Below are 20,031 nucleotides of genomic sequence, written 5' to 3' on the forward strand. Positions count from 1 at the left end.
CCACATGAAGCGGGACGGCGTCAGCTTTGAGGCGGGCGGCCACTTCGACCTGGACAGCGTCACCAGCAGCGTACTGCGGGTAGGGGCCCGTTACGGCGCTACCGATAAGAAATGGAACTGGTACGGCGGGCTGGCCTACGAATACGAATTTGACGGCAAGTCCACAGGCCGTGCCGACGGCGCGCCAATCCGGGCGGCCAGCATGGAAGGCGGCAGCGTGCGGGCTGAAATCGGCCTGCGGATGGAAGCCTCGAAGACCAGCCCGTGGAAAGCGGACATCAACCTGTCGGGTTATGCGGGCAAACGCCGGGGTATGAGCGGCAACGTGGCCGTAGCGTATACGTTCTAATGGTAGTATCTGAAAAAGAAACGGGAGGCGTGGGATTCCGCGCCTCTTTTAAATTTCACTTTTGCAGTTTTTCTTAAAAAATTACAGTTAATAAAAGCAGTTTCTAAAAGCAGTTTCCTGTATTCGCGGATTGCGTTATGATATAATTATGAAAACAATTATAATTAAAGTAGGTGTGACAATCTGGAACCTTCATTGACTATACTGTCCAACTATAATAAACTATATTTGAGCCTGTTAGGGGTAAAAAAATTCTATAAGGGGCATTTAAATTATAAATAATTCTCGGAGGACTTCATTATGCCAATCAACGAAAACGAAGTCACAAAAGAACAGATTTATAAAGCCATGCAGTGCAATACTGCCGACGAACTGAGGGCGTATGCAAAATCCGAAGGGTACGACATTACCCAGGAAGAGGCCGAGGCATACCTGTCGGAGCTTTCGGATGTAGAACTGGACGCCGAAACGGTGAAACAGGTGGCGGGCGGTGCGTGCTGGGATGTGAATGGCTGTTCGACCATAGGGCATGGGCCATGCCCCGGAAATGACTGCCCGTCTGAATTCAACCCCAAAAAATGATTGTCCTTAGGAAGTCATTCAATAATACTTCCTGCTTCTTCAGGCTAGACTGATGAGATTCATTACGTTCCCCTTGAAGCTGACAGAACTGAATCGGGCAGACAGAGAGGGCCCGCCCCTCCCTCTCACACTATCATAAATAAAAGGAGAGTTGTACCATGAAACAAACGATTGTTCTCGGCAACATCATCACCATGGATGAGAAGAGGCCTTTTGCCAGGGCGGCACTGGTGAAGGACGGCGTATTTGCCTATATCGGCAGTGCAGAGGAAGCGAAAAAGCTGGCCGGCGCCGACGCGAAGGTGTTGGATTACGGTGAAAACTTTATCTATCCCGGCTTCCTGGAGTCCCACTGCCACGGTCATCTGGCCGGCCTCCGTTTTATCGGACAGGCGGACCTGATGCAGGCCGGCCTGACTGATTATGCCAAATACCGTGAAATCATAAAAGAATTCATTGCGAAGAACCCAAAACGCGAGTTTTACGTAGCCGCAGGGTGGATCGAGAATGACGAATACGTCACCAAAGCGTACCTGGACGAAATCTGTCCGGATAAGCCGCTGCTCCTGCAAACCGGCGGCGGACATTCCATGCTGCTCAACACGAAGGCGCTGGAATGGGCCGGCATTGACGCGGCCTACGCGAAGAAGTACGGCTATGACCAGGTGCATGTGGACGAGAACGGTGAACCGGACGGCTATATCTGTGAAGGCCCCGTGTTTGAAATCGTGCCGAAGCTTCCCACTACAATCGAAGATATCAAGGAATATCTGCTGGCCTGGCAGGATTTCGCCCTCAGGAGCGGCTTCACAGCCGTTTGTGACGCGGGTGCGGAGATCGTCCACCGGGATGCTCCCCAGGCCTACCATGAGCTGGAGCAGGAGGGAAAACTGAAGCTGCGCACCTACGCTTATATGTATGTTCTGGACAATATTGAAAATCCGAAGGCGGAGATCGCCCGTATCGCAGCACAGCGCGCTACGATAAGCGGCGAATACTTCCATATTGTCGGCGCCAAGGCATTTCTGGACGGCGTGACCGAAGCGCACACGGGCTGGCAGAACCAGGATTACGCTGACGAGCCCGGTTATCACGGTGTGGAGCGCTTCAACGATCACGACAAGATGGTGGAGCTGATCACCGAAGCGGACAAAGAAGGCATGTCCGTCCATGTCCACTCCGAAGGAGGAGGCGCTACTCATTTTATGCTGGGCTGCATCGAGGATGCGGAAAAGATTACCGGCAATAAAGATCAGCGTAACGTACTGGCCCATCTGCACTTTGTGACCGAGGAGGATATCCGCCGCATGGCGGAGACCGGTTCCGTTCCTGCGGTTCCGCCGCTGTGGACCGCGAAAATCCCGGGCCATTATGAAATTGAAGTCTCGTATGTGGGTGAGGAACTGGCGGCGAATGCGTATCCCATCAAATCCTTCTACGATGCGGGCGCCAACGTGGTCTTCCATTCCGACTATCCCGTTTCTCCGATGATGAATGTCAAATACAGCATTTACACGGCGGAAAAACGTTCGTATCCGAAAGAAGTGCTTGGCGGCATAGACTTACCGAACAATGAAAAGGAAGCCATCACCCGCGAACAGTCGCTGCGCGCCATGACCATCAACGTAGCCCGTCAGTGGCGCCAGGAGCATCGCATGGGCTCCATCGAGTTCGGCAAGCTCGCTAATATGACGGTGTTTGACTGCGATTTCCTCCACGACGACATTGAGAAGGTCGCACAGGCTAACATCGTCGCTACCATTGTGGACGGGGAGGAAGTTTACAAGGCGTAAGGAACAGGAAGAATAGAGACGGTATCGATAACCGGGCGTCGCCGCGGGACGTAAATCCCGACAGCGGCGAATTAAAGTAAGATATTCTACAGGAGGAGATACAATGAAAATCTCTAAGAAAGCATTTCATCTCTTATTGACCGCACTTATGGCTTTCAGTTTCGTCGCTTACGTTTCAGTGGCACAGGCGTCTTCTTTCACAACTCCGAAAAAGCTGGCAGATTACCTGTACTACATGGAATACTCCGACTACTCGGCTGACTTAAAGACGGGTGAACAGGTCAAAACCGGCTTCGCGTGCTCCGCTGTGCGCAACGGAAACTTCTACGGACGTAATCTGGATCTGGATTACGCCGATGTTCCGGAATTCGTCATCAAGGTAGCTCCCAAAAAGTCTGAGGGGCGTTACGCAAGTATAGGGCTGGCCGCAATTCTCACGCTGAAATCCAATGAGGTTGACCGCGTTTCGGAAGCGCAGTTGCTTGCCATGCCAAACCTGACGTTTGACGGTATCAATGAAAACGGCGTGGCCATGAACTGCAACGTCTGTCCCGCCATTGACCTGGACTTCGCTACTCTGCTCTCAACCAATTACGGTAAGCCGCGCATCCATGCTGTTGCGGTAGTCCGCTACGTCCTTGATCACGCCAAATCCGCCGCTCACGGTGTAGAGCTTTTGAAAAATATGGATATTTACGGCGGTTATGGCACATGGGGGCTTCACTGGATGCTCTCCGACGAGAAGGAGACCTATATCATCGAGTGTATTGACGGCGAGCTTGTGGCCAGAAAAGACACGGACAACATCATGACAAATTTCTATGTCAACTACGCGCCGAATACTTCTTACGCAAAGCATATAGCGAAGACAGGGCAGACCGTGGCGGGCAAGACCTACAAGGGCTTCCCCATCCTTACGCCCCATGCCTGCGGAGTGGAACGTTACGCCATACTGAAGGAGCATTACGCAGAGGGCGGTAAATCCGCGGAAGGAATGGCTCGCTTAATGGAGCGTGTGAAATATACCCAGACTTATGAAGCGGATACAAAGCCGTTCTGGTATACGGAATATACTGACGGAAACCTGACCATCGCAAACGCTCCTATGGATTTCAAAGCGGTTATTCAGTCCGAAATTGATACCTACAAGCTGCACGACAGGAACATTCATCCCAATAACTACTGGCAGACATGGCACACAGCGGTTTACGACTTGGCGAACAGGACACTTCGCCTGAACATTCAGGAGGATTATTCCAGGCATTACGATTTCAAGCTGAACTGATGATGGTGATTCCCGACAATCCGGAAAACCCGAAGGCGGAAATCGCCCGTATCGTCGCAGAACGTGCAAGGTACAGTGACGAATATTATCATATCGTTGGAGTCAATGACTGCGATTTCCTCCACGACGACATTGAGAAGGTCGCACAGGCTAACATCGTCGCCACCATCGTGGACGGCGAGGAAGTTTACAAGGCGTAAGAGTGATTCGGTTACAAAATGTGGGGAATATGTTACAATAATACATATTGATCGATAGCGAAAGGATGTAAAAAAAATGAAGAATCAGACGTTGCCATCAGAAAAAGGCTATGCTATGACCGACTACTCCCGGAAGACCAGCTGGTATCAGATTCCGGATGCTGCCAGGGAGGTCGACACGATCTACATTTATGCCACGGAGTACATCATGGGGAGCTTCGAAGAGGGATCCCCTGATTACGCGACGCTGGACAATGAGGAGATGTTGCAGGGCGTGGCAGGCGAGTACATGATGCATGCGTCCGCCTTCGCGGATGCTACCAACGTGTTTGTGCCGTACTATCGCCAGGCCGGCTTGCGGTACGCGGGGGAAATCCATAAGAAGACCGGGGACGTCAACGCGGCGCTTTCCGGTATGCCCTACGACGATATAACCGCAGCCCTGGACTACTACTTCGAGAACTGCAACGGGGGGCGTCCGTTTATCATCGCGGGCCACAGCCAGGGCTCGTCCATGGTCCTGCTCCTGCTGAGTAAATATTTCAAAGACCATCCCGAGTACTGCAAGCGCATGGTCGCGGCCTATCCCATAGGCTACTCTGTCACGAAGGAGTACCTTGCGGCCAACCCGCACCTGAAGTTCGCCACCGGCGAAACGGATACGGGCGTTATTGTCAGCTGGAACACCGAGGGTCCCAAAAACGTGGAGGAAAATGCCGTGAACGTGGTGGTGCTGCCGAATGCGATTTCCATCAACCCGCTGAACTGGAAACTGGACGAAACATACGCCCCGGCCAGTGCGAACCTGGGTTCCCTCGTGCTGAATGAAGAAACCGGCAAGGCGGAGATTGGCGATCTGGGCGCGGACGCGCAGCTGAATCTTGCCCGCGGTGTAGTCGTGACAAACGCCAAGTTCGTCCCGCTGCCCGAAGGGGAAGCCGAGATCGCGGCTTCTTTCTTCGGACCGGACGGGCGTCACGACTGCGATTACATATACTACTACAACAACATCAGGGACAACGTGGCCAAACGCATCGCAGCGTATAAGGCGGGCCGATAACGGCAGGCGTGTGAAGCATACGAAAACCCAGGATTGGGACAGGACGTATTTCCTGACCGAACAGAATATGTTTTGACAGTTCAGACAAACAAAGAAATAGAAATTCAGGTGCAACATGAAAAAACTATTCACGATTGATGATTTAATGGTTGGCTTTATCATGGCCATCGGATATGGCTTAGGCTTCGCAGTCCCGAAGGCGATGGGCTGGCCGGACTGGCAGTGCGCGGTAGTCTGCTGGGTGCTCGGATATGTGCTGCAGGAGGTAGCGACCCGGATCCTCTTCAGCAAAACCGTACAGAGTAATACGGTCTACCGGTACACGGTTTTTGGCGCGTTCGTCCTTCTCTTTCTGGCGGCCGAGTATGCCGTCATGTCATGGATGGGGTTATCCGCGTCAGATTATTTGCTGGAACAGTATGTGTATATCGTCGGTCTTCCGATTTTGGGATTTGCGTTCCATATGGCTGTCCGCTGGTACCGTGTCCGGAAAATCCGCGAACAGTACGGGGACGGGAGCCAGGGCTTTGTATTTGACGACGCGCTGAAAAAAATCGACCTGGACGAAGTGAACCGGCAGAACCAGCCAATCACCGGCGCCTATGACACCGACCTGGCGGTGAAAACAAAAACCGGCATCTATGTGGGCGTCAAAGAAAAAAATATCATATACTATTCGGGAATTCCCTATGCAAAGCCTCCCGTGGGGGAACGCAGGTGGAAAGCGCCCGAACCGCTGCCGGAATCGAAAGCCGTATTCGAGGCAAAATACCTGGGGGCCTCTGCCATACAGGTGGAACACGAAGGCTCGATCTTAAAGCATCACAGGCAAAGCGAAGACTGCCTGACGCTGAATATCTGTACAGGCGCTAAAAAAACGGATCAGAAAAAGCCGGTCCTCGTATTGTTCCATCACGGCGACTTTGCCTACGGCGGATCGGCCGATCCGCTGCTGGACGGCGTCGAATTGATTCGTTCCTGCCCGGACATTGTAGGCGTCAGCTTTAATTACCGTCTGGGTCTCTTCGGCTTCATTGATTTTTCCCAGGTGCCCGGAGGGGACGCGTATCCCGACGCCTTAAACCTTGGCCTGCTGGATCAGATTGCGGCCTTGAAATGGATCAAAGAAAACATCGCGGCCTTCGGCGGCGACCCCGACCGGGTCACCGTGATGGGTTTTGCGTCCGGAGCCATCTCCATCTGTCTGCTGGCGGCCTGTGAGCAGGCGAAAGGTCTCTTCCGTAAAGCGTTTGTGTTCCAGGGCAATCCCCAGGCGGCCTATGAAACGCCGGAGGTGTCCCGGAATCTGGCGAAGAAACTGCTGCAGGAGACATCCGCGACGACCATGGAAGAGCTTAGGCAGCTTTCCACGGACCGGTTGAAGGAAGTATCGCAAAAGATTTTGCATGACCTGTATCCGACCGGACCGACCCGGGACGGCAGACTGATTCCCCTGGATGCGTTTGAGGCCTATCGAAACGGAGCGGCTGATCGCGTCGAATTCCTGATAGGCGTGGCCCGCAATGAACGGCAGGTTTACAAATCCATTGTCGGAAAGCAAACATATGAAGATTTCATAACTAACGAGTTGGACATCGCGCTGCAATTCCTTGACACGGTCAACGCCACCGATGCGCAGGCTGTAAGGGACTATATCCGTGAACTGGCGGAGACGATGCCCGAGATTGAAGCCAAAGCGAAAGTAGTGGAGCAATGCAGCGCGTTGAGCGGCTATCTTACCGCCAGAAAACTGGCGGAAAGCGGAAAAAAAGTGTATCTGATGTATTGGAACGTAAAACCGCTGATCGAGAATCTGGGCTCGGGCACGGTGGACGTAGCGGCGGCGTTTTTGGGAAACCGGGAAGGTGCGCAGCTGTACGGCAACGTACTGAATTCGGATATATCTGAGATGCTCCGGAAATTTTTAATTAAATTTTTGCGCGGGGACGCGATGCGGTTTTACAATAACGAAATCAAAGGCGTCGGCGCCATCGACTGGAACCGGTTCCCCAAAGCGCTCATCATTTCCGATAAGGGACTACAATGCGAACCGATTGAAGACAAGCTGACAGAGGAAACGTGCTTATTGCGGTTTATGGAAGTGTATTAAGATCGGGATTCATACGATTTTGTTGTTATTCTTGCTACATATCTTTGTTTATTATATAATTAGTATAATAACTGACCAATACAGTAAAATAATTTCAAAAGAAGGCCGAACGGCTGATAAGATAAAAGGGGGAGACGTTTATGAATTTGAAAAAGAAATGCGCTGCCGCATTGCTGGCAGGCTTAGTAGCATGCAGTTCCGCTTACGCGGCAACTGCTGACAGGGAAACGATCCAGCAGGTTGCGTTGCTGCAGTCGCTGGCACAGGGATATTTCGGCGGCACCGTTACCGTGAAACAGGTGCGCTCGGTGGGCGACACCGGCATCGGAACCTTCAAAGGGCTGAACGGCGAAATGATCGTACTGGACGGCACCGTCTATCAGGCCCTGGGCAGCGGTGAAGTGGTGGTTGCCAACGATAAAGACACCGTACCTTTCTCCAACGTAACCTTCTTTGACAAGGACATCACCCTGCCGCTGACGGATATTGCAAACAAAGCGGCGCTGGAAGAGCGGCTGAACAAGATCGTCAACGAAAAAGGGGCAAACAGCTTCTACATGATCAAGCTGCACACCACCTTCCCCAGCATCCTGTTCCGCAGCGAATACGGAAGTCAGGAACCGTATCCCACGCTGGTAGGCGCGTTGAAAGAAAAGCAGACGGAATTTACCCATAAGAACATTACCGGCACCGTGGTAGGCCTGTTTTGCCCCAATTACATGGGCGGGCTGAACTCAACCGGCTGGCATTTCCATTTTATTTCCGATGACAAAAAACACGGCGGCCATGTGCTGGAACTTACTTTCCAAAGCGGCAGCGTGCTGATTGACAAGACCGACAAATTTAACATGTTGATTCCGGACGACAAACCGTTCCAGAATTTGAACCTGGCAAAAGACATGAAGGAAGATATCCGCCAGGCCGAACAGGATACGCAGCCGTCGGCACAGAAAAAATAAAAATTTGACACTTTCATAACGTATGCCCGTACCTGAAAAAAGGTGCGGGCGTTCTTGTTTCTATGAGAGGGGCTGTAACAGGATGGTCTCTGTTTTTCCTAATGATAACCCTGAAATCTGCTGTCAATTTTGCCGGGGCTGTTTTGTATATATATATATGAATAAAGTAACTATACATATCAGGATTTTTATAATATAATAACGTTGAGTAATTGTGTGAAATTACAACTTATACAAAGGGATTTTTACGATGATAAAGTGAGCAGCGTCAGGGTGGACTTCTCCCTGTCGGCAGGAGATGCGGTCACTTATATCGGAACCATCAGCGCCGGAAACGACATGGATATTCGGGTCACGAGTCCAAGCTCAGATGGAAGAGGCATCCGCATCGGCGAATTGTCTGAGAATGAAACTTTGCTTGAGGCGTGGAATGAAGCCCGTTTCTATGTGAAGGGAGACGGAGATATTCATTTTGCGGGCGACGTTATTGCCGAAAAAGGCGATGTCATTGCGAATATTGACAACGAGGGCAGCGTCCTCATTACCGGATCCGTCGAGTCCAAGAATGGAGATGTATCGGTACAGACGGGTAAGGGTGAAATCTACATCGGTGTCGAAAATACGCCGAATGAGGAAACGATAAAGGCGAATAATAACGTCACTGTCGGAACCGACCTTGGAACCATCTATATTCAGGGCAAAACATCCACGATAACCGGTGATATCACGATGACGGCCGGAAAGAATGCCTATGAACAGGGAACGGGTGCCGGGAACTTCGTCATCCGGGATGACGGAGAACTGAATTCCGGTGGAGGTATTATATTGAACGGCCGCAACGGCGATCTGCGCGTGACGGACGCGGTGAAGGCTACGCGGAATCTGGAAGTGACGGTTCTTGATGAAGGAAATATTGCACTGGAACGGGATGTCAATGTTGTGGGCAATACCACCATAACCAACACAGGCCGGGGCAATATCAATGGAAACAACATTGTTTCCGGCGGTACGACCCATGTGGCGCTGACCAACGGGGATCTCTTCCTGAATCTGGCGGAAGGCAAGGCTGTGGTGCTGCGTATGGAAAACAATACGGCAGCATCCCGCGTCAATACGGTAAAGTCAGAGGCAAGCGGCGGCGCCGGTCTCGATGTGGAACTGACGGGTAACTTTATCCAAATTGGCACGGTAGAAGCCAAGGGCGGCAACTCGGTATTGCAGCTGTCGGCTATAGGTGCAGGCAACCAGAAGCTTATCAGCGGTGAAATTTCCGTCGGAAGTCTCCGCTCCGGGAACGGTACACATATGCCGTCACTTTGGGCCAACCGCGGGAATGTCCATGTAGACGAAGGAAATCTGGCGATTGACGATGTGCTTGCAAAGGACAAGATCCATCTTGAAAACAATCTGACGGATCTGGCCATCTTCGGGCGCACTCCCACCCGGGACGGGGAACAGCTTTACTACTGGAATAACCTGGGCAGGGCATACAGCAAGACGAGGCCGTTCGATCTTTATACGGACGGAAAAGTCAGGACACACAGGGCCGTTTTGATTGATGCCGGCAGGTATTATGACAAGCTTTACGGTGATAACCTCAGCGTAGTGGACATGATGCGGGAGCGGCTGACCAATGAGCATGGACAGTACACCTTTGACCGTACATGGTTTACGAAACCCGGCGAGGCCCTGCGGGAGAAAGTACTCTTTGGCTTGGATGCTGTGGATACCGGAATCCTGCAGCAAACAGCGTCCGATGCTGAAATTGTAGTAGATTAAAAAATAAAGGAGGAAAATGAACAAGAACGCAGAAGCATTCAAAGCGTACCTGGAAGAACTGAAAGGTAACACTGACTATACCCTTTACTCTGTGATTACCAATTATCTGGATGCCAACTATCGCAAGCTTATGAAATGTATTTGGCAAAGAATAAAACAAAGAGGATAATCCATGACTTATTCGATCATCGGGCTTCTTGCGATTGCGATTCATTTGATTCTCAATTACGAAGTCTTCCAGCCCCAAAACAAGAAAGACGGTTCCGAGGTAAAACGCAGTTTCCGGTATTTTATGCTGGCTGTTTTTGCTTATTATGTAACAGATGCCTTATGGGGCGTTTTCAACGGCCTGCAGGCCGTAAAACTGCTTTATGCGGATACCGTGGTCTATTATGTAGCGATGGCTTCGTCCGTCCTTTTATGGACCCGGTATGTTATTCTGTATCTGGAAGAGAAGAGCGTCTTTGGCACTTTTCTGATTCATGCAGGGCGTGCCATTTTCTGGTTCCAGGTAGCCGGGTTGATCGTCAATCTGTTCTGGCCGGTTTACTTTACCTTTGATGAAGCCGGCGCCTATCACGCAGGCGGAATACGCTATGTGGCGCTGATTCTGCAAATCCTGGTGTTCCTGCTGACCTCGGCGCAGACGCTGTATATCGCGGGAAAAACAACGGGAACGAAAAAACGGCGGTTTCAGACGGTGGGCTTTTTCGGCATCATCATGATCGTAACCATAACAGCCCAGTATTTTTATCCGTTGCTGCCGCTGTACGCGTTAGGCTATCTACTGGGCTGCTGCCTCATCCACAAATTTGTGGTGGAAGACGAACGGAAAGAGTATTTGCAAAAGCTGGAAGAGCTGCTGCAGATCCAACAGCAGCAGGAAGTAGAAATCGGCTCCGCGAAACAGCTTGCGTATAAGGATCCCCTGACCGGCGTAAAGAACAAACGGGCCTGTGAAGACTACGAAGCAGAGCTGGATGCGAAGATAAAAGAGGGACTGATACGGGATTTTGCCGTGGTCTCCCTTGATGTAAACGGACTGAAGATGACCAACGACACCTATGGGCATAAAGCGGGGGATGAGCTGCTGATTTCCGCTTGCAGGATCATCTGCCGTCACTTCAGCCACAGTCCGGTGTTCCGTTTTGGCGGCGATGAATTTGAAGTGATCCTGCAGGGGCAGGATTATGAGAACCGTCATGCGATCGCGGCTGCCTTTAACCGGGAAGCGGAACAGAATCTGGCGGAAGGAAAGGCTGTCGTATCGCTTGGTATGGCGGATTTCATTCCGGGTCAGGATGCCGATGTAGACACTGTGTTTGAACGGGCCGATGCCGAAATGTACGTGCGGAAAAACGTACTGATGCGCATGGGCGCCGGCGGGCGGTAAGGATTCTGTACCGCTTATGTATCATTTTGTGATATAATATGATGAATCAAGTGTTGATTTATAAATTCATCAGTGTTTCCGTAAATTTTCCCTGGTAATATATTGTGCTTGGGGTGAGGATTGTGAAGGAGCAAAACGTTGGTCAGGACATGCGGTATTATGAGCTGTTTGACCAGCTTGTGTCGGCTATGACGGCTGCAGGCGAAGCTGATATTTCACAAATTGAGCAGATTCTGGGAGAAATTGCCAGACTGTTCCGTCTCTGCAAGGGCGTGACCCGCCTGTACCGCAGCCTGGATGAAGAAAAGGAAGGCGGCGGCGAGACCTTCTGCAGCTTCGACATCGGGGAAGGGGAGCCGGTGGCGTTCCAGCGTGTGGTGACCAGCGGTATGGCGATCGCTACCATGACTGTGTACATGCAGTCCGGCATCCGGCCTCTTTCTTCGGAGGAACGGCGGCGTGTGGAACTTATCATGCGTCTTACGCTGAGTTTTGTCTGCCGCAACCGGATGCAGCGTTCGATTGAGGATCTGGCATTTTTCGATTACGATGGGTACCGGAACACCCGGAGCCTGCAGAACCATTTCATGCAGACAGAAAGAACGGGCCGGTTTGTGGGCCTCGCGGTTGTGCGGTATAATCTGCGCCATTTTACGGTGGTGAATCAGGAACTGGGCAGGGAAAAGGCCAATGCCGTGCTGTGCAGTCATTACAAAACTGTAGAAGAACTGGTCGGCACAGAGGGCATCGTGTGCCGCCTGTCAGGCGATGATTTTGTAGCGGTATGCAGGAAGGAGCGGTTGGAGAAGCTGCTGGACTGCCTGCTCGAAACCCGGATCTCCTATGGCGAACAATCGGATGACGTTGTAACCGTTTCTGCCAATGCCGGCGTGTTTGTCGTGCCGGACGGGTTTGTGCTCCATAGCCCGGATGACATCCGGGGTCCGCTCCTTTCCGCTTATATGGCTGCCATGAGCGGAAAACAGGACCATATCGTGTTCTATGATGATAAACTGGCCCGGGAACGGGAAAAGGTCACCCACGTCCAGCAGGATTTTATCCATGCCCTGCGGGAGGAAGAGTATTATCCGGTGTACCAGCCCAAGGTGAATATCCGTACCGGGAAGATCTGCGGCGCGGAAGCCCTGTGCCGCTGGTGTCATGACGGCAGGACCGTTTCCCCCGGTGATTTTATCCCGGCGCTGGAAGAGACCAGCGATATATGCAGGCTGGATTTTTACATGCTGGACCATGTGTGCCGGGATATCCGGCGCTGGCTTGACGCGGGGTTGCCGGTGGTACGCATCTCGGTGAACCTGTCCCGCAAGCATATGGTGAACCGGAACCTGCTGGCCGATCTGGTTGCAATCATTGACCGGAACCGGGTTCCCCATCAGTTTATTGAGTTTGAATTTACGGAAACCACCACGGACGTGGAATTCAGCGACCTGCGGCGAATTGTCAGCGGGCTGCAGCGGGAAGGATTTTGTACTGCCGTAGACGATTACGGCATGGGCTACTCTTCCCTGAATCTGATCAAGACGATTCCCTGGGATGTGGTGAAAATTGACCGCAGCGTCCTCCCTGAAGGGAAAGGGGATTACGGAAAGCATGGCAGCCTGTTCAAGCATGTGGTGGCCATGGGGAAAGAGCTGGGGCTGGAATGCCTGGCGGAAGGCGTGGAAACGGAAAGCCAGCTGCAGCTGCTGAAAGAGGCAGGCTGCGATATCGTGCAGGGCTTCCTGTTCTTCCGGCCGCTGCCGGTGGAAGAGTTTGAAAAGAAACTGGAGGCCTAGGGGAGTGTGTAAGAGTATAAACCGCGGGTTGAGCTTCAGCATTACGTTACGGCAGGCTGCTTTGGGAACAGCAAACGCCGTCCGATTTATATTTTCGGATATGCGTAGAATATAGGATGCGATGATGTGCGCGGCTGTGCTTTAAAAGCGCAGCCGCTGTTTTATACGCACAATTATTAAGAATACATTCTATTAGTATTGCATTTTTATATGTAATATCTTATAATTAATTGAATATTGATTTGTGCATTCCCGTATTCCTTTACCCTCAGGGAGGCGTCAATGGAGTACCGGCACAATCGCAGAGCGTTTTATCATTTCCACAAATCCACAGAAAGAGGTTCCACAATGAGAAAATTCCGTAAAGTGTTAACGAATGTGTTGTTGTCCGCCTGCGGTATGGCCTTTGCCGTGCCGGGCCATGCCGGTTATAAACTCAGCGGCGAAGTGAAGAATCCTACGCCGGCCCTGCTAGAAGCGTCGGAGATTGGCGTGCGCGTGTTTAACAATAAGGCGATGCAGGACCTGCCCGATAAGGACGCCATGGTGGTGATGTCCTTCGGTACTACGATGAAAGAAACGAGAGACAAGACTATTAACGCTACGGTAGCGGAAATTCAGAAAGCGCTGCCTGATGTGAAGGTGGTGGTGGCGTATACATCCCACATTATCATCGACCGCATCAGGGCAAAAGAAGGGGTGGTCATTCCCACACCGGAGGAAGCGCTGGAACAGCTGAAGGCGGAGGGCTATACCCGGATCGCCCTGGCTTCGCTGGATATCATTCCCGGGATGGAGTATGACTATAAATGCGGCATTTACCGCAACTACCGCAATCAGTTCAAGAAGATGACCATGGGTCTGCCCCTTCTGTTCTGGCAGGGACAGGAGGAACAGCGGGACGATGTGGCAGAAACGGTGGAAGCCTTTGCTACCCAGTTCCCGGATCTGGCCGCCGACGAAGCGCTGCTGGTGATGACCCACGGCACGCCCCATCCTTCCAATGCGTTCTATGCAGTGATCCAGGACCGCCTGAACAAACTGGAACGGGGCAACATCCATGTGTACAGCGTGGAAGGCATGCCCATGCTGGAGCATGTGATTCCCGTACTGAAAGAGGAAGGTGTGAAACGTGTGACCCTGATGCCCATGATGATGGTGGCAGGGGATCATGCCAACAACGATATGGCCGGGGACGACGAGGATTCCCATAAAGTGATTCTGCAGAAGGAAGGCTTTGCCGTTACGCCCTACATCCACGGCATGGGCGAGAATCCTGCCGTCCGCAGGATTTTTGTGGAGCGGGCGCTGGAAAGCTGGGATGCCCTGCAGAACGTGACAGAGGGCCGGACTGCCGGTATGCCGCACTGAGATTGTAAATAATAATAGTATAATATTTACTATAAAACGAAGACGAAAAGCCCGCATGGTTCATGCGGGCTTTTCGTCTTGCTGTGTTAAAAGGTGAAGAAGAAGGATAAGGGTTGCTATTAAACTTCGGAAACTATCATAATTAATTTTGATACCTTAATTATAATCATTCCTGATAATTTTGTCAATAGAAATCGGAAAACGGGGTCCTATTATTCATTCTGCTTCCTGTCTTCCGGTACCGGGTTACTTGTCAATTTCCTTTTCCCATTTGTTCACCACTTCATCGCGGTGCTTGCCTGACCAGAGGAAATTGTATTTGATCAGCTGGGTGCCTTTCAGTTCGTCTGCCTGTTTCGGCGGTTTGGCGTCGGGGTGGGTGAGGAACTGGTAGGAACCGACGGTCTGGCCGATTTCCTGGGCTTTAGCCGTCAGGCACCAGTCGATGAACCGTTTGGCCGCTTCCTGATCGGGGCCTCCCTTGATCAGCGACACGGCGCCCACTTCATATCCGGTTCCTTCCGAGGGGGAGGTCAGGATCAGGTCTTTCATGCCGCTTTCCCGGAATTTGATGGCGTCGTGCAGGAAAGAGATGCCGATCATGCATTCGCCCTGACCTGCCATTTTTGCCGGCGCGGAACCGGACCGCTGGTAGGTCTTAATCTGTTTGTCCAGTTTCTTCATATATTCCAGTGCGTCTTCCTCACCCCGGAGCTGGAACATGGAAGCCAGCAAGGTGTAGCCGGTACCCGACGTTTTGGGATTAGGCATGACAATCTGTCCCCGGTATTCCGGTTTCAGCAGGTCGTTCCAGCTTTTGGGCGGTTCCAGATTCTTTTCCTTTAACAGCTTGCCGTTGGAGGCAAAACCCAGATAGCCCACATAGACACCTGTCCAGAAACCGTCCGAATCTTTGAACCGGTCGGGAATTTTGGCTGCGTTGGGAGAAACGTATTTTTCCAGCAGTCCGTCCGCTTTGGCCTGAATCTGGCCGTCTGCCGGCCCGCCGAACCAGACCGATGCTTTCGGGGCGTTTTTTTCTGCTTGCAGCCGTTTCAGGGTTTCGCCCGATGACATACGGACAGCGGTCACTTTGATTCCGGTTTCTTTTTCAAAGGCGGCCACATCCGCTGCCATGAAATCCTCCAACGCGCCCCAGTAGACCGTAAGTTTCTGGGTACCGGCCTTAACCGGTTCTTTCTTTTCACCGCCGCAGCCGCTGAGGGAGAACAGCAAGAGGCCGGCGAGAGACAAGGCGCAAACAGCTTTCAGTTTTTTCATAACACAGGCTCCTTTATCATTAGACTAATTGTGAGAGTAAAGATAATTCTTTTTAATTTATTTTATCAGAAAGCATACAATTCTACAATACCGCGTAATAAAAGAAACAAAAATTAAAAGAGGTGTAGTGTTACACTAATAAACCCGCACGGTCCGGATACGGGTTTTGTTGAAAAACAAATTGCAAATTGAGGCTTGTTGTGATATATTAATTATAAATTATCGTAAATAGTAATAGATATCGATAAATAAAAAAGAAAAGAGGTGGATGTAATCATGGAAGTGAACCGGGATGTAACGCGTCGGGATATTCTGTATGGCGTACTGAAACGGATGGATGAAGTTATCGACAGCATCAGCAACACGGTGAGCACCAAAGATTTCCTGGTGCGGGATATCATTTATGACCTGGACCGGCTGGAAGAGGCCAAACTGGCTCTTGTGGCGGTGCTGGAAGACATGCAGCAGGAAGAAATCAAGAATTAATCAGCGTCTCATTAACGCAAATCGGACGCAGAACCGGATACGGTTCTGGCAGCAGGCAAAGGTCTGGAAAACTCCGGAACTAACGCCCGTACCTGTAACAGGGTGCGGGCGCTTGTTAATGAAAGGGCCTGCCAGTTGGCAGGCCCTTTCGCTTTTGAGATCTGAATCCGGTTTACAGTGCAGTCATGCTGCTTACTGTTCCATCCATTTTGTGTTTGCTTCTTTCATCTGCTTCTTGTTTTCATACATGAGCACATCGGCCCGGCGGAAAACGGACTCCATATCCGGGTCTGTTTCAGGATTGTAATTGGCGGTACCGATGGCCACATTGACACGGTCCCAGGGGTTTGCAGCAGTTGCGTTGACATCAGCCATTGCCTTTGTAAACTGCTGCTCCAGTTCCACCTGCTTTTTCCAGTCTTCCTTTTGCAGGATCGCCACAAATTCATCGCCGCCGATACGGAAAACCGGGCTGTGGGAATATACTTTACAGATCGTACGGCAGGCATTCTGCAAATAGAGATCGCCTTTTTCGTGGCCGTAGGTATCATTGATGGTTTTTAACTCATTGCAGTCAAACATAACGACCGCGAAATCCTCTACGTCTTTCGGATCAGACTGTCGGATATTTTCATTTTTATCCATCAGGAAGATGTCGAAGGCGCCCTTGTTCCTTACGCCGGTCAGGGCGTCCCGGAAGGCCTTGCTGTTCAGGTCGCTGATAAAGACCCGCATATGGTTGACCATCTGCTGGAAGGACTTGGTGAGGATTCCGATCTCATCGTCTCCTTCATAATTCAAATCTACGTTATAATTCCCTTCGGAAATCTGCTGGGAAGCATGTACCAGCTGTACCAGTGGGTTGGTGATCTTCCTCACCAGAGACAGGGTAAGGATGATGAACAGGGCTACCGTGGCCGCCGCCGTTGCCAGCGTCAGCCAGGAAAGGTTCCGCCAGCCGGCGCTGATTTCACTGACCGGCGCCGAAACAAACAGAATCAGTCCGTTGGACAGGGTGTTCCAGGCGGCTTCTTTTTCCACGCCGTTATTGGTATAACGGATCAACCGGGTATCACTGCTTTTCCCTGCGGCTTTCATTTCCTCGCTGACATCCCCCAGCAGGGTTCCGTGGCTCAGCTGTGGGTGATACACGATTTTGCCTTTCCGGTCGGTAAGGAACGCATACCCCGATTCCAGGATCTTCAGTTCCTTAATCTGGTTTACGAGGGTGGAATAGCTGATGTCCATGCCGATCTCACCGATAAACGTACCGGATTTATAAAGGGGCATGATGTAGGACACGACGGTTTCCCCCAGGTTCTTGTTCTCATAGGGATCCAGCCAGGAGGGGCGGCCCCGTTCCAGGGGCAGGTAATACCAGCCCACGTGGGCAAAATCGTCGGGTTTGTACTCGCTGATTTCCGTCATCATCAGCTGTTTGAACTGGCCGTTGTTTTGACGGGAATACCAGAACCCTTTCATATGTTCGCTGAGTTCCGGATTGATACGGTAATAGTACCCCAGGATGCTGGAGTTATTTGCCGCGATGGTCCTGCACATTTCCCGGGTCGCTGCCAGATGCTCCTGCAGATACGCATCCAGCGCCTCCTGCTGCGCGGCGGTCCGGGTCCGTTTCCGCAGGCTCCGGCCGGAACCCGTAGCCCCGATTGCATTTGCATCCGATAACACAACGGTATCAAAGGAGCTGTATACGAAACGGGAAATGGAGTCCACCGAATTCTCTATAATGTTCAGGTAGCTGTTGATTTTGTCAAGCTTCGATGCACAAATCGTGTTCAGCAGCCGCTGGGCGTTCTGTTCTTCCCTGGTTTTGACCGTAAAGGCCGACAGGGTACCAATCAGGACGGAACAGATCAGTATGGCGGAAACTGTAAGGATTGTAATTTTTGTACGTATAGAATGCATATCTCAGTTCCCCCGATCCGCTTCCGCTTTTATCGAAACATCCGCGTAACGGTTGCTTGACCAGCCGTTCCAGCGCACATGGAATCCGTTGACCCGTTCGTTCACCGCAAAGAAATGGTAGCCGGAATACAGGGGGATCCACGCCGCGTCGTCCTGGATGATCTTCTTTTCCAGGAACCGGTATTCCCGGATGCGCGCTTCCGGGTCCACGATGGAGCGGGCGTCCACGACCCGTTTCATCACCGCTTCGTCCGGATAGCACAGGCTGCGCCCCAGAGAATTCTCCCTGCTGCCGAAGAAGGCGCTGATGAAGTTGTCCGGGTCGTTATAGTCAGCCGACCAGGTCCCGGTATAACAGGCCAGCTCGCCGTGGTTCCTGCGGTTCAGGAAGGAACGGTTTTCCATCTCCATCAGGGAGGCGCGGACGCCGATCTTTTTCCACATGGCTGCTGTCAGCCTCAGCATTTCCTTCACCCGCTGGGCTGTGGTATCGGAATAGCTGATCGTCAGCTCGAATCCGCCCGGATACCCGGCTTCCTGAAGCAGCTGCCTGGCCTTTGCAGGATCGAAGGGGATTTCCGGCAAGCCGGGATTATGTCCCTTCAGCCCCCGGGGGAAGATGCCGTTTTCCAGAATGCCACGGTTGCTGATGGCTGTCTGCATCAGGGTCTTACGATCCAGCGCCAGCTGCAGCGCCTTGCGGACCCGCACATCCTGCAAAGGAGGCAGGGATTGGTTGAGGGCGATATAGGAGATGCCCACGCGGTGACCCCGGATCACGTTCTTCCGGTAAATGTCCCCCCGCAGGAAATACTCAGCGTCAATGCCCAGTTTGTCCAAATCCAGGATATCCAGCTCCCCGTTGAGGAACATCTGGCGCAGCGGGCTGTTCTCCGCGTAAAAATGCATGGAAAGGCCGTCGCATTTGGGCGGGCCGGACCAGCATTTCGGGTTGGCTTTCATAACGATGCCTTTATATTTAGTCCATTCCGTCAGCACAAAGGGACCGGTCCCGACGGTTGTTTCCGGCGTCCTGCCGAAGGCGTCTCCCGCTTTCAGCGTGGTCTCTTTGTCAAGGATGGAGGCTCCCGGCGTGGTCAGTCCTTCCAGGAAGGTGGCGCAGGGGTAGGCGAGGGTTATGGTAAAGGTCAGGTCGTCGATGATTTTAAATCCTGCTAACTTGTCGGTCTTTTTTTCGCGCAGTGCTTCGGCCCCCAGGATGCTCATGGCCAGGTCCCGGTTCCGGCTTTCCGGATGGGAAATAAGCCGGTGGAACGTAAATTCCACGTCTTCCGCGGTGAGGGCGGCCCCGTTGCTGAACGTTACGCCGGGATGGAGGCGGAACGTATAGACCAGGCCATCCCCGGATACTTCCCAGGAATCCGCAAGGGAGGGAACCATCCGGTTGCGGCCGTCTTCTACCTTTTCTTCTGCCAGACGGTCGAACACATTCAGGACCACCGTATATTTTTCAGAAATGCGCTGGGGATCTGCCAAAGCCGGTTCCGTGTCCAGAAAAGTTAGGTATGCGGACGTTTTGGGAGCGGAGGCGGATTTATCCCCCGCCGGCCCGGCGCAGGCGGACAGAATCAGGCAGAAGGCCGTTGCCATGACCCCATATAACGCTGTCTTTATGCGTATCTTCAATCGAAACCACTCCT

General features: G+C 52.0%; 17 protein-coding genes. 14 read left to right on the plus strand and 3 right to left on the minus strand.

Going from position 1 to position 20,031, the window contains the following annotated elements:
* From QZV31_RS06365 to QZV31_RS06425, 13 genes are all read left to right on the plus strand, one after another.
* Positions 1–349: autotransporter domain-containing protein (locus QZV31_RS06365; RefSeq protein ID WP_295359168.1), on the plus strand; the 349-nt coding region annotated here is incomplete at its 5' end.
* Between the two features lie 300 nt (positions 350–649).
* Positions 650–931: a hypothetical protein gene (locus QZV31_RS06370; RefSeq protein WP_295359170.1), complete on the plus strand. Its 282-nt coding sequence runs from the start codon at positions 650–652 to the stop codon at positions 929–931.
* Between the two features lie 158 nt (positions 932–1,089).
* Positions 1,090–2,724: an amidohydrolase gene (locus QZV31_RS06375; RefSeq protein ID WP_295359172.1), complete on the plus strand. Its 1,635-nt coding sequence runs from the start codon at positions 1,090–1,092 to the stop codon at positions 2,722–2,724.
* 103 nt (positions 2,725–2,827) lie between these two features.
* Entirely contained in the window at positions 2,828–4,009 is a 1,182-nt protein-coding gene (locus tag QZV31_RS06380; protein WP_295359174.1) for a linear amide C-N hydrolase, read from the plus strand.
* Positions 4,009–4,209 carry a hypothetical protein gene (locus tag QZV31_RS06385; RefSeq protein WP_295359177.1) on the plus strand — a complete coding sequence of 67 codons (201 nt, stop codon included), beginning with the start codon at positions 4,009–4,011 and terminating at the stop codon, positions 4,207–4,209. The genes QZV31_RS06380 and QZV31_RS06385 overlap by 1 nt, the downstream gene beginning before the upstream one ends.
* 76 nt (positions 4,210–4,285) lie before the next feature.
* Positions 4,286–5,269, plus strand: a complete 984-nt coding sequence (locus QZV31_RS06390) for a DUF3089 domain-containing protein (protein ID WP_295359179.1) — start codon at positions 4,286–4,288, stop codon at positions 5,267–5,269.
* Between the two features lie 115 nt (positions 5,270–5,384).
* Complete coding sequence (locus QZV31_RS06395; RefSeq protein ID WP_295359181.1) at positions 5,385–7,379, plus strand: carboxylesterase family protein; 1,995 nt, start codon at positions 5,385–5,387, stop codon at positions 7,377–7,379.
* Between the two features lie 140 nt (positions 7,380–7,519).
* A complete protein-coding gene (gene budA, locus QZV31_RS06400) occupies positions 7,520–8,338 on the plus strand; it encodes an acetolactate decarboxylase (protein ID WP_295359183.1) in 819 nt (272 codons plus the stop codon).
* Between the two features lie 216 nt (positions 8,339–8,554).
* Positions 8,555–10,117: a hypothetical protein gene (locus QZV31_RS06405; protein ID WP_295359185.1), complete on the plus strand. Its 1,563-nt coding sequence runs from the start codon at positions 8,555–8,557 to the stop codon at positions 10,115–10,117.
* 16 nt (positions 10,118–10,133) lie between these two features.
* Positions 10,134–10,286, plus strand: coding sequence for a hypothetical protein (locus QZV31_RS06410; RefSeq protein WP_295359187.1), 153 nt, complete (start codon positions 10,134–10,136; stop codon positions 10,284–10,286).
* A 3-nt stretch (positions 10,287–10,289) separates the two neighbouring features.
* Positions 10,290–11,510, plus strand: a complete 1,221-nt coding sequence (locus QZV31_RS06415; protein WP_295359189.1) for a GGDEF domain-containing protein — start codon at positions 10,290–10,292, stop codon at positions 11,508–11,510.
* Positions 11,511–11,632: 122 nt separating this feature from the next.
* A complete protein-coding gene (locus QZV31_RS06420) occupies positions 11,633–13,306 on the plus strand; it encodes a GGDEF domain-containing phosphodiesterase (RefSeq protein ID WP_295359191.1) in 1,674 nt (557 codons plus the stop codon).
* A gap of 399 nt (positions 13,307–13,705) precedes the next feature.
* On the plus strand, positions 13,706–14,677 hold the full coding sequence (locus tag QZV31_RS06425; protein ID WP_366508694.1) for a sirohydrochlorin cobaltochelatase: 972 nt from the start codon (positions 13,706–13,708) through the stop codon (positions 14,675–14,677).
* 246 nt (positions 14,678–14,923) lie between these two features.
* Here QZV31_RS06425 and QZV31_RS06430 read toward each other — a convergent pair whose 3' ends face one another.
* Positions 14,924–15,958, minus strand: a complete 1,035-nt coding sequence (locus tag QZV31_RS06430; protein WP_295359195.1) for an ABC transporter substrate-binding protein — start codon at positions 15,956–15,958, stop codon at positions 14,924–14,926.
* A 276-nt stretch (positions 15,959–16,234) separates the two neighbouring features.
* Here QZV31_RS06430 and QZV31_RS06435 point away from each other — a divergent pair, with 276 nt between their 5' ends.
* The gene (locus QZV31_RS06435) at positions 16,235–16,444 is read left to right on the plus strand and encodes a hypothetical protein (protein ID WP_295359197.1); all 210 of its coding nucleotides are present in this window, start codon (positions 16,235–16,237) and stop codon (positions 16,442–16,444) included.
* A 192-nt stretch (positions 16,445–16,636) separates the two neighbouring features.
* On the opposite strand, the gene QZV31_RS06440 is transcribed toward QZV31_RS06435, so the two are convergent.
* A complete protein-coding gene (locus QZV31_RS06440) occupies positions 16,637–18,370 on the minus strand; it encodes a diguanylate cyclase (RefSeq protein WP_295359198.1) in 1,734 nt (577 codons plus the stop codon).
* Between the two features lie 3 nt (positions 18,371–18,373).
* The gene (locus QZV31_RS06445) at positions 18,374–20,017 is read right to left on the minus strand and encodes an ABC transporter substrate-binding protein (RefSeq protein WP_295359200.1); all 1,644 of its coding nucleotides are present in this window, start codon (positions 20,015–20,017) and stop codon (positions 18,374–18,376) included.
* Positions 20,018–20,031 lie beyond the last annotated feature (14 nt).

It is taken from the genome of uncultured Succiniclasticum sp. (assembly GCF_902793885.1).
Lineage (GTDB): Bacteria > Bacillota > Negativicutes > Acidaminococcales > Acidaminococcaceae > Succiniclasticum.